Raw genomic sequence first — 11,802 nt, forward strand, 5'->3', positions numbered from 1 at the left:
ATATTACCCGCTATTGACGTTGCAGTAGCGGGTAATGTCAGGAGGAACAACATGGCTTCAGAAATACGTATTGGGTTGGCTGGCACCGGATTAATGGGACAGCCGGTGGCACGGCGCTTAGCTGCTGCCGGTTACTCCGTTGCGGTGTGGAATCGTTCTAAAGATAAAGCGTATGCGCTGGAAAAGTATGGCGTTACGGCGGTAGACACGCCCGCCCGGTTAATAGCAGGCAGTAATGTCATCATCTGTTTATTGAGCGATGCTCAAGCCTGTAACGATGTTCTTTTTACTGATGATGCGCTGAAGCACATCGAGAAAAAAGCAGTCATTATTATGATGAGCACCCTGTCGCCACAGATTGTGATTGAGCAGCAACACAAGGCGAACGCAGCACAGGCGGACTATATCGATATGCCTGTCTCAGGTGGCACTTCGGGGGCTGAAAACGGCACATTGTCATTGATGGCCGGTGGTAAGGCAGAAACTATTGACCGGTTACGCCCTCTGCTGTCTCAACTGGGAAAAGTCACGCGGGTCGGTGAGGTGGGCGCGGGTCAGCTGACAAAACTCGCCAATCAGATTATTGTCGCAGGCACGCTAAGCTTGTTGTCGGAAGCCTTTACCCTTGCCCAGCGCGGCGGAGCCGATCCGGTAAAAGTGCGGGAAGCATTGCTGGGTGGTTTTGCTGACTCAACCCTGCTGCAACAGCAAGGGGAACGTATGGTAAACCAGGACTTTAAGGCCCGCGGCGCGGCAAAGTGGCAGCTTAAAGATACGCGCAGTAGTGTGGCGCTGGCTGAGCAATTTGGTCTGACATTGCCGCTGACTGAGACGGTGAACCAGCTTTTCAGCCAGATGATTGAAGCTGGCGATGGCGACTTAGATCACTGCGCCATTATCAGGCAAATTCAGCGTTTAAACGGCATGACTATTTAACCCGGGCCACGCTCTCACGTTTGATTAACGTGCTGTTTAGTTCACAGGTCGTCTGCTTCTCAACGGAGAGACTTAATAGTGCCTTATCGGCCAACGCTTCAAGAGGATGTTTGATAACGCTTATTGACGGGCTCAGGAGACGGCTCCAGTGGCTGTCATGGTAAACAATCAGCGAGAGGTCTTCAGGAACAGAGAGCTTCAACTGCCGGATGCGCGACATAATCATCGGTGCAATCGACGTATTTCCAATAATGACTGCAGTCGGTGGTTCCTCAAGCGATAACAACTCATCAAGCGCCTGACTGGCTAGCGGATCACGAAAGTTCTTCACTACCGCATACTGTTTTTCCCAGTCAATTCCAGAGTCTTTCAATCCTTGTTTATAACCCTTCAGCCTTTGCAAAGAGGTCGAGGTGTTCAGCGGCCCGCTTATCCAGCCAATACGGCGATGGCCTTGCTGAGCAAGATAGCGGGTTGCCTCACAAGCGGAAGCTTCATTGTTGAAGCCGATGACGCTGGCATGTGTCACCTCGCTAAGGTAGCGATCGATGAAAACAATAGCGATGCCCATTTCGCTAATGGATTGCCACATATCGCTATTTGCGCTGGTGGGCGTTGCTATAATGGCTTTAACCCGCTTTTGCATTAACATACTCAAGCTTTCCCGCTCCAGTAGCGGGTCTTCCTGGGTAGTCACCAAAATGACATTCATCGCCATTTCTCTGGCGCGGCGGACAATGAGATCGGAGATCTCAGAAAAAAAATCGTTTGCGATGTCTGCTACAACCAGGCCGATAGTGTTATTCAGACTGGTTTTAAGCTCACGAGCGGCACTTTGAGGAGTGTAATTCAGCGTTTGCATTGCCTCCAGAATACGCTGACGGGTGCGTTCAGATACTGAACCTGAACCGGGGTTCAATACCCGAGAAACCACACCGATAGAGACCTCTGCTAAGGCCGCCACCTCTTTGATGGTACTTTTCTTTTTCTCTGTCAACGCAACACTCAGCCTCACATCATCAGGTTAGCTAAGGTCATGTTAGATTAATCACTTCATAAGATAAACGTTCTTCAGTGATCAGCCTTCTTTAGCAGGCGTGAGACTGCATTACTCAGCTTTGGAGGATTTGGTGTTGCGGGAGGTGATTAAGGCTGTTTTGAGATGTCCGGGCTTTAGCCAAACTCTTTTCCGGCAGATCCGTCACACCAGGATCCACGCGCAGCCAGTAATAGTCCTCAGCATAGGGAGCAGTCTTAAGCGTGACGGGTGATTTCCTTTACCCTGTCTGTCGCTCTGGCGCCTTTCAGCTGCCCTGGCGATTAAGATTCAGACAGCATTCGACAGGCCGGCCTGTCTCGAAGAGCCTTCTCAACAACGAAGACACTGCTCTTCAGCGGGATGCCAGTGCGGCTGACCTTCAGGACGTTTGTCCTGGCTAATAAACGCATCCTCTGACCTGCCCGCACCAATCCTCAGGCCAGTAGTTTAAGATACAGATCATAATTTTCCGCATCAAAGCAGACTAAGTTAACCTTGCCGATTTTGCTGTTCTCAGCGATGCAATGTTTGATTACTTCTAAGGCAATCGCCGCGGCACGTTCTTTAGGGAAACCATAAATTCCTGTGCTGATGTTGGGAAACGAAACCGTTTTGATGTCATGCTGGTCGACGAGTTTAAAACAACTCAGGTAGGCCCTTCTTAACAGCGCATCTTCGTCATGTCTTCCATCACTCCAGCGCGGGCCAACGGTATGGATGACGTAATCGGCGGGCAGATTGCCTGCGCCGGTAATAACGGCATCACCGACTTTGCAGCCACCCTGACGATTGCGGATTGCCTGACACTCAGCCAGAATCGCCGGCCCGCCTGCGCGGTGGATTGCGCCATCAACGCCGCCACCACCCAGTAACGAAGAATTGGCGGCATTGACAATCGCTTCTGCCGCGATTTTAGTGATATCACCCTGAATTACGGTTATTTTATTCATCGTATTTCCCTGCTTTTTAACTTTAGTGATTAGCTCAGTGAACATCGATTCTGCGCTTCGTTGTTGTCAGTGAAATAACAATCATGTCCAGATTTTTCATTACGGATCATTGCCATCAACGTGCATTGAGTGCTCACTACAGGATAGAGTAAATACCAGGAGTGGAAGATGCAGGGTTTGAAGGCAGGGCAGCAAGCGAAGGTGGTAGTTGAAAGCGGATAGCTAATCATCATGCAGGCAGAAGCATGATCGGCATTAAACGATCCGCTGGCTCCGGCCTTCTGGTACTGCGCTTCCATCCGGTCGATACGGTCAATGAAGGAGTGCTTCATCGCATCCGACACCTTACCCAGCACATCGCCGCTGTTAAACAGCGTCTTCAGTGCTTCGTAAATTTCCACCGGGCTTCACGTACCAGCATTCCATTAGCCGGGATATCATCGTACTTATCCTTACAGGTCAAAGGATTGGCAGAGCAGACCGCAATCATTTCCTGTTGCTGTTTCAGGCTCAGATCTTCCATTTCCTTCACGATCTGACCGCAGTCACCACGAGCGTCACAGCCTTTCGCTCTTGCCGCAAAATCATCTATTTGCGGCGCACTCCGCGGGTTATTCTCAACAACAACCCCAGCCAGCAATCGCTGGGATTAGTTACCCTTATTTATAAAGATTATCGTCGTAGGGCGCTTCAGTCAGAATTTTTTGAATTTCACGTTGTGCTTTTGGCTCCCATGAAATATTCATATTTGCCATTAACTCAATGAATTTTGGGAAGGCGATGCGTCGTCCATCCCTGCCTTTCACCCTGTGTTCTAACTCATATTGAAATGCTGTCTTATAAGCAACTTCTGACATAATCCAATAAAGTAGCTCATCTAGCGACCCAGTAACCTTACGCGAGAATTCATATCCTCTTTCTGAGTGAATAAAATTATATTCATCATTTTCAAATGTAACATATGGAGTACCATCACCAATTGGAGCGGTACAAAGATTAACGGAATGTCTTGGTAGACCAGCTTGCAAGGTCATCTCGTCAATTTTTTTTTGTATTTCTGCGATATTCAGCAGCATATCAGCGAACCTCACGGATATATTCATTCTTTAAAAGCCATTCTACATTCACTCGATCTTGCATATTAGGTAATATTTGAATCCCTCCCCCTGGCTCACCAAAAGCAGGGGCAATTTTACCCTGTATAGCAGGCAACGGTTTGATTACCTCATACTCATAGTATTTTTCAGCCTTAGCTCCTGGTGCAAGAGCACGTTCTTCGTAAGGTGTCCCTTTCGGAGCAAGGAAAGAACCACTAGGCTCTCCATACCTATCTAAGTGAGTGCCTACTGGTATGGTAGTTTCAACTGGATTTCCTTCAAATCCTAAATTCTTAGGCCAATTCCATCCACCATCAGCATTTTTGAATTGGTCATAGTACGAGTAACCTCCGGCTTCACTATCGGTAATTGCACTCGATGAATTAGGATTCTTTGGCACTTTTCCTGCATTTACAGCTGCTGCTTCAGCCTTACCCGCAACCTTAGCAACTACCTTCTCCGTCAGTACCGCACCACCTTTTACAACCCCGGCACCGCCAGCAAGAAGGCCTGCGATATCCGTGACCAGCTTCCCGCCTTCAACACCGGCATTAAACGAGCCGCTGGCTCCGGCCTTCTGATACTGCGCTTCCATTCGGTCGATACGGTCAATGTAGGACTGCTTCACCGCATCCGACACGTTACCCAGCACATCGCCGCTGTTAAACAGCGTCTTCAGTGCTTCGTAGGTTTCCACCGGGCTGCTGGCCGTTTTCACGATGCTGTCAACGGCATCATACAGCCCTGCCGGCACCCCCGCGACCATTCCCGCCGCAAAGCTGCCATCCTGGCCCAGGTCTATCGCCGTCCATTTCGCCTGCGTCTGGGCTTTACAGGCCACGCTCTGACATTCTGCCAGCTCTTCTTTCTTCTGAGCCTTCTGGGTGTTGCTCAGAAAGTTATTCTCAACCGCATTCTTACCCGCTCCGGCACCGGCAGCACCGCCGGCCGACGAGTCTGCCGCTATACCGCCCGCCAGCCCTGCCGCTATCTGGCTTAGAGTACTGACGATCTGCTTCTGGCTTTCCGTCAGCTTGCTGATGCCGGTGTCAGGATACATTGCCGCCACAATTGCGCGTGCGGCCAGCTCACCGCCTGCGGCACCGGCGGCGCCAGCGCCGGCACTGCTGCCTGCTATCTGTGCCAGTACTGCGCCCGCCACGGCGTGCGCCATGGTGTTGGCCGCCAGGTTGGTGTTTTCCGTGCCGTCAGCGTTTTGAGTGGTGGTTGCCTTTTTGATGGCGTTGGCGATGTAAGGAGCCATCGCCCCGCCCGCGGCTGCACCAAGGTTATTCGCACTCAGTCCACCCAGTGCACCCGCCACGGCGCTGGCAACCATCGAGTAAGTACCGCCGGTGCCCCACTGAGCCGCCACGGCTTTATAGCCTGCATCTTTCTGCACCAGCGCGCTGAACGCATCTTTTGACAGACTGGCGTTTTCCGGATTCTCTTTAAGCAGGCGGTCAGAGGTCTCCTTCGCTGCCGCGTCCAGCTTGCAGGCCCTGACGTCGCCGACGACTTTGCCCGCCAGCTCCTGTACGCCCCGGGCAAACGCCATCTGACTGGCAACGTTTTCTTTATTGAATATTTTGTCGATATGGCCGTTGGCATTGTCCGTGTCGTGACTCAGACCCGCCACATCCTGCGTCTGGCGCTGCGTATCGCGCACGGTAAGCGAGCCATCCGCTACGGCCGAATGCGTGGTGCCGGAGGCGCTGCCGCTCATGTTCACTACCGCCGGAAGCGCGCCGCCGCCAAACTGCTGGCCGGAGGCCATGCTGCTGTCATATCCGCCGCTGATGCCGATGGCGGTGCTGCTGGCGTGGTATTCAGCGTGATTTCCGATGCTGTCCCAGCCCAGCGTGCCGGTGGAGAGGCGGTTATCTGCCGCATCCGCAGTGGAAGCGATGACTGCGCCGTTCAACTGCGTATGGTTGCCGGCGTAGATGTCATAACCGCCGTCGCCGGCAAACAGCCCGCTCTGGTCACCGACGCTCGCGTACTCGCTGTTGATTTTAGATTTGCTGAGGCTCAGGCCAGCAGAGCCGGTCATGCTACCAAAGGTAAAGCTGAAGCCGCCGCTGGCGCTCTGCTGCTTGCTCTGATAGTTATCGGTATCCTGCAGGCTGGCCAGTGTAAGGTTGTTGCCCGCGTTAACGCTGATACTGTCACCCAGTGCCTGGGCACCAGAGAGCAGCATGTCGTTACCACTGCTGAGGGTCAGGTTATCTTTGGCATTGACGCGGCTGTTGACGAACGTCGTACTGTTGCCGTTTTCCGCACCGCTGGCCATAAATCCGCTAGCCTGCACGCCAATACCGGTTCTTTGGCCAATAGCAATATGGACTCCGGCACTCCAGCCAGATGAATTATTGCTACTCTGCTGTTCGGTATTATTACTGGCGGCTACCAGATTAAGGTCGTGCGCGGCAGCCAGCGTGACGTTGTTGCCGGTGATCCCACTGCCTGCCAGTGTCAGATTGCCGCTGGTACCGTTGCCACCGGTGGCTACCACCGCGACGCTACCGCCCCCGCTGAGCGAACTGCCGCTGACGGTATTGCTATTATATTCCGATGACGATTTGCTTTTGCTGGCACCGACGCTAAGAGCGATTTTTATGCCAGCCTCTTTCATGTTGCCATTAGCCAGCGCGGTGGCGGACTGCCCGGCAGCACCTGACATCGCCCAGCCGCTTTCAAGCATTTTCACGGCATTAAGCGCCTTGAGGCGATCATCACCTGCCTGACCCGCCTCCTTTGCCTGCGAGCCCAGACTGAGTAGCGCATCAGTAATCGGGCTGGTGAGCTGAAGCGTCAGGCCGCTCTGTTTCTGCTCATAGCTCTGACGACGTGTCAGCGTATCATTGCCCGGGTCGATAGTAACCGATCCGCCGACCAGGCTGATATCCTGCTTCGCAATCACATCTGAACCCGCCACATGCGCATCGCGTCCGGCAACCAGAGTGACATTCCCCCCCGTGCTTCCTACTGTGCTGGCACTCTGGCTTTGGGTCGTACCATCCAGTTTCAACTGCTGTTTCGACGAGGCGCTGCCAAACGTGACGCCGATACCGCCGCTGCTGAGCATGCCACTCTTTTTGGTTTCACTCAGACGATAGCGGGTCTGGCTCTCAGTAGCCGCTGCGAGGGTAAGATCGTTACCGGCTTTCAGGCCCACATCACTTTCGCCAATCACCGATGAACCTTTTACCGTCAGGTCATTACCCGCAATGATCGACACCCGATCACCGCTCAGCTGTGAGCCTTTTTCAACAGTTGAACTCTCTTCGCTGATGGTGTGAGTCGTTTTCTTGCTGAAAAGCCCTTTTTTGGTCTTCGTCTCTTCTTTGTAAGCGTAATCACTTTCAGTGGATGAAGTGATGTTCACATCGTGACCAGCCTGTACCACAAGATCGTTATTTGCAGTCATGGTGCTGGCCTGGCTCGTAATGTTATTACCGGCCAGCAGCGTGGCGCTGCCACCGCTGATGATTTCGGTACCCTGCTGGCGCACCATTTCGTTAATAATGGTTTTCTTACTGCCACGCTCACTATTGCCTGAACGGTTCTCTTGCGCGTTGAGATTAATATCGCGGCCAGCCTGCAGGTGAATATCGTCATTCGCTGCGAGTGCCGAAGCCTGACTGGTAAGATCATGACCAGCGGAGAGAGAAAGATTGCCGCCACTGACAATGGACGTGCGGTCACTGCCGGAATCGTGCGTCTCTTTATTGCCTTTGGTGGTGTTCTGGCCAGTAACTGCACTATTGAGATTAAGATTATTGCCAGCTGCCAGCGTGGTATCGCCTTTGCCTTCCAGCGTACTGGCTGTTACGCCGAGATCATGGCCAGCTTTTAGCGTTAAGTTGCCACCAGCTGCGATCTGACTGCCGATGTTGCTGATTTTCTGGTCGCTGGTATTTTCAGTTCTTAGCCAAATCCCTTTTTCGCCTTTCTGCGATTTGCCTTCCACCTGCTGATTAGCGTTAATCGCAATATCATTCCAGGCATCCAGCAACACGTTGCCACCCGCGTTGAGCGTGGCTGCTATCAGCGTAATGTTATTGCCCGCTTTCAGGCTAAGTGTGTCGTCCGCGCTGATCGCAGCAGTATTGCCATTGAACGTATCACTAAAGGATTTAGTACCTGCATCCAGCGTCCACTGTTTAGAAATGGTGATGCTGTTAATGTTGCCGTCCACGCTCTCCAGCGCCACCTTTTTGCCGCTGATGGTTGAACTGACATTATTGATATTGCTGATTGCGCTGAGCTGCAGATCGCCGCCCGCGCTTATTAATCCGGCATTGAGATTATCAATGCGGTTCTGGCTATTGGCTGACAGCGCATTTTGAGCCGTCAGAGTACTCCCATCGTTAATAATATTGCCGCCAGATAAGGTGACATTATTTCCGGCAATCACACTGCCGTCGTGCATATCCACATCTTTAGGGGACAAATAAACTTTCGGCACCATAACCGTCTGGCCATTAACAGTAGCGGCTTCCCACCAGATAAGGCTTTTATCCAGTGACGCAACCTGCTCAGCCGTCAGCGAGACGCCGAATTGTAAGCCGAGGGATTGCTGTGCCGCTGCAGCGTTGTCCATCAGATAACGCATCTGATCAAGATCAGACCCAATGCCATTCAGGTAACGACTGCCAGTCTGATTGAGTACGGTGTTACTGACATAGCGTGTATCAAATGCGGCATCGCCGAGGAAGCGATAATCGTAGTCAGGTTTCAGGCTGAGGCGATCAAGCAAATAAGATGAGCCAAGGAAGGTATTGACGTCGGTATATTGCTGGCGGGTTTCTTGCGGGGCACTGCCCGGTTGTTTGCCCAACAGCGCATTGAGATCGCCAAACAGACTGCTATCAAGCTGACCGAGACCGTTCAGTTCAGGGTTGATAGTGATCAGGTAAGGGCTTTGGCTATTGCCGGTAACGAAGTAACCATTGTCGCTGGTTGGCAGCGGATAGGCACTGGTGTCAACGTTTGACAGCTGGTAATCATGTAGTGAGGCTGGGTGAATATCCTCGCCTGCAAGACTCTCTGCTTTGCCAAAGCCGGTCAGGTCTTTACTGGAGCCAGAGGGTGCAGACAAGGATATTTCCGCTGATTTGGTGTTATCCAGCACAACGCCACCGTTAATCTGCTGCAATGCATTGCGCAACTGGTCTCGCCATTCAGGTGAATTGACAGCGACTGCGTTACTGCCGGTTAATGTCTGACGCTGTGCCGCTGAAGCCTGACCCAGTGCCGTTAAACCTTTAACGCTCGGTACCGACAATGTATTTCCTGTCCAGCCAGCATTTGCCGTATTTGACGTATTGCTGATATCACCGTTAAAGCTGGCACTGACGTTGCCTCCCGCCTGAATGACCGCGCGATAAAGCTGACCTGGCGTAAAGCTGGATTCATTACCCGTTAATGTGTAAATGATATTATTGCTTTCAGTATTTACATTAAGCCTTCCACCGGAAGACGATTTACCTGAAGTCGGTAAACCATTAGTCGGTTTAGTCCCCTTATATTGATAAATGGCATAATCGTTTTGTGTACCGGCTTGCCAGGACTGATTATTGAGTTGGTCACCACTCAGGCTGATATTTTGGTTCGCTAATATGTCACTAGCCTGATTTTCCAGGCTCAGTGCATGTACAGACATATCTCTGCCAGAAGAGATGCGCCCGGCAGCGCCATTACTGACAACATCGATAGTTGAACTACTTAGGGCGAACTTTTGAGTAGTGGCTGCTGCAAAAGGTGCGTAATAGTTTTTGATTGTGGTGTGTACAGAGCAGCCGCCATCAGCGCCGGAGCAACCACCACCACTCTCTGTATAGGTTTTAGTCGTGTAGTAGCCATAAGAACCGTCAGGAAGCTCACTGACATTAACTCTTATCGTGGCATTACCTACCCCCTCATGCGTGGGTAATACCTGACTGGTCTGAGTAACGTTCAGCCCCTCCCGCGTATTCAGCAAATGTCCGGTATTGATTGTAATATCGCCGTTTTGGGTCTCAATCGTTCCGGAGTTATTAACCACCTCGCCATTAGCATTGCCCGTTGCATCGCGCTGCATCCATAGGCTGTTGCCAGCTAAGATATCGGCTTGCTGATTACGAATGCTGTTAGCGAACAGATACAGATTCTGTCCGGCGTACAGCAGTGCGGTGTTGACGATATTGCCGGGGGAAGTGATGGTGAGATTGCCGCGCGTGCCGGTAAAGCCATTAAGATCGACATCGCTGCGGCTGGTAAGGGTTACGTTCCCGCCACCCTGAAGCGTACCTGCGCCGTTCATCATAATACGACTGCCGCTAAGGCTACTGTCGCCGGTGCCGGTGGTGATTTGACCGTTATTGGTCAGATCGCCGCCGGCACTTAGCGTCACCGCCTGACCCTGCAGGGTTGCCTGATTATCAATCGCACCGTTACTGACGATGGAGAGGTGATTTCCTGCTGCCAGAATATTACGGCTGGTAAAACCGTTAACTAACTGCAGGGCGGCATCGCCCAGCGCCACAACCTGACCAAGCTGGTCAAACCCGTGGCTTTCAAGCAGCAAATTGCCGCCGCTGAACAATTTACCGCTCGCTTGCTGCGTCACCTGTGAGGCTTTAACGTTGAGCTGGTTGACGCCCAGCAGCGTGCCACCGTTAGTCAGCTGCGCATAATTTACCGTCAGATTGCCGCCTTGCGCGGTGCCCTGATTCTGTAATTGTGTGCCGGTCAGCTTACCCTGTTGATCCGCCAGCAGCGTACCGCTGTTGCTGGCATTATCGGCATTAAGTATCAGTTGAGCGGCCTGTAACCAGCCGCTATTGGTTAACTGCGGCGTGGTCAGCGTGATGTCGGCAGAAGAAAGTAGTTTGCCGCTATTGTTGGCCAGTCCGTATGCGGTGATGCGGCTGGTGGCGCCCTGAATCAGCCCATAGTTATAAAGTTCAGGTGTGGTGAGGGTCAGTCCGTTCTGACTGAGCAGAATGCCGTTGGCATTGTTGGTTAACCGACCGCTGGCCGTCAGCAGCAGGCTGCTGTCGCCCTGTAAGCGACCGTTGTTATCAACCGCACCGCTGGTCAGTATCAGCTCTTTACCCTGTATCTGTCCGCCGTTGTTAACCGCCGCTGCCTGCAACGCCAGCTTGCCGCCGGTTAATAGTGAGCTGTTCTGCTGCTGGGTTAATGCGCCGCTGAGGGTGACGCCGAGTGCATTAACGCCTGAAATAGCACCGCTATTATTAAGCGTTACGCCCTGCAACGACAGGTTTTGGGCTATCCACTGTCCCTGATTAGCGAAGCTGAGCGCATTGAGCGCTGCGGTGCCATTAGCGGTAATTTTGCTGCCTGCAGTGGAGGTAAGGGTATCTCTGAGAGTGAGTTGCAGGCCGTCAGCGCTTTGGATCGCGCCGCCATGAGTCAGGCTGGTGGCATCCAGCAGAATTTGCTGGCCCTGCCATGTTCCGTTATTAGTGACCGCGTCACCCTTGAGCTGCAGCGTTCCCTGGGTTAGCAGTTTGCCGCCCGCATTATTGGTTATCACGCGCGCTGGCTGAGCCTGTGCGACTAGCATCCGCAAGTTACGGGTCTGGGCTGGGGCAAGCGTCAGCGATTGCAGTCCAATCAGACTGCCCTGATTAGCGACGTTCGCCGGGGTAATGGTTAGCGTATCGCCCTGCACGGGTGATGCTGCCAACTTACTGATTTAGTGTATGATGGTGTTTTTGAGGTGCTCCAGTGGCTTCTGTTTCTATCAGCTGTCCCTCCTGTTCAGCTA

At 52.5% G+C, this 11,802-nt stretch carries 4 protein-coding genes and 2 pseudogenes; 1 reads left to right on the top strand and 5 read right to left on the bottom strand.

Going from position 1 to position 11,802, the window contains the following annotated elements; genetic code table 11:
* Positions 1–51: 51 nt before the first annotated feature.
* On the top strand, positions 52–936 hold the full coding sequence (locus FHW04_RS21225) for an NAD(P)-dependent oxidoreductase (protein ID WP_031377936.1): 885 nt from the start codon (positions 52–54) through the stop codon (positions 934–936).
* Here the strand turns inward: FHW04_RS21225 and FHW04_RS21230 are convergent.
* The 5 genes and pseudogenes from FHW04_RS21230 to FHW04_RS21250 form a co-directional block, all read right to left on the bottom strand.
* Positions 929–1,933 (bottom strand): LacI family DNA-binding transcriptional regulator, encoded by a 1,005-nt coding sequence (locus FHW04_RS21230; RefSeq protein WP_158087043.1) that lies wholly within the window; start codon positions 1,931–1,933, stop codon positions 929–931. The two genes, FHW04_RS21225 and FHW04_RS21230, sit on opposite strands and share 8 nt — an antisense overlap.
* A 476-nt stretch (positions 1,934–2,409) precedes the next feature.
* Positions 2,410–2,925 carry an O-acetyl-ADP-ribose deacetylase gene (locus FHW04_RS21235; RefSeq protein WP_089562405.1) on the bottom strand — a complete coding sequence of 172 codons (516 nt, stop codon included), beginning with the start codon at positions 2,923–2,925 and terminating at the stop codon, positions 2,410–2,412.
* Positions 2,926–3,176: 251 nt separating this feature from the next.
* Positions 3,177–3,332, bottom strand: a pseudogene (locus FHW04_RS21240) (VENN motif pre-toxin domain-containing protein); the annotation flags it as partial.
* Between the two features lie 252 nt (positions 3,333–3,584).
* Positions 3,585–4,001 (bottom strand): Imm63 family immunity protein, encoded by a 417-nt coding sequence (locus FHW04_RS21245; RefSeq protein WP_094106315.1) that lies wholly within the window; start codon positions 3,999–4,001, stop codon positions 3,585–3,587.
* A gap of 1 nt (position 4,002) precedes the next feature.
* Positions 4,003–11,706: pseudogene (locus tag FHW04_RS21250) on the bottom strand (hemagglutinin repeat-containing protein); the annotation flags it as partial.
* Positions 11,707–11,802: the final 96 nt, after the last annotated feature.

Origin of the sequence: Pantoea sp. AN62 (assembly GCF_050432985.1) — a bacterium.
GTDB lineage: Bacteria > Pseudomonadota > Gammaproteobacteria > Enterobacterales > Enterobacteriaceae > Pantoea > Pantoea brenneri.

Coding starts and splice junctions, on each gene's coding strand:
- FHW04_RS21225 (WP_031377936.1), top strand. CDS start 52: ATGGCTTCAGAAATACGTATTGGGTTGGCTGGCACCGGATTAATGGGA.
- FHW04_RS21235 (WP_089562405.1), bottom strand. CDS start 2,925: ATGAATAAAATAACCGTAATTCAGGGTGATATCACTAAAATCGCGGCA.
- FHW04_RS21245 (WP_094106315.1), bottom strand. CDS start 4,001: ATGCTGCTGAATATCGCAGAAATACAAAAAAAAATTGACGAGATGACC.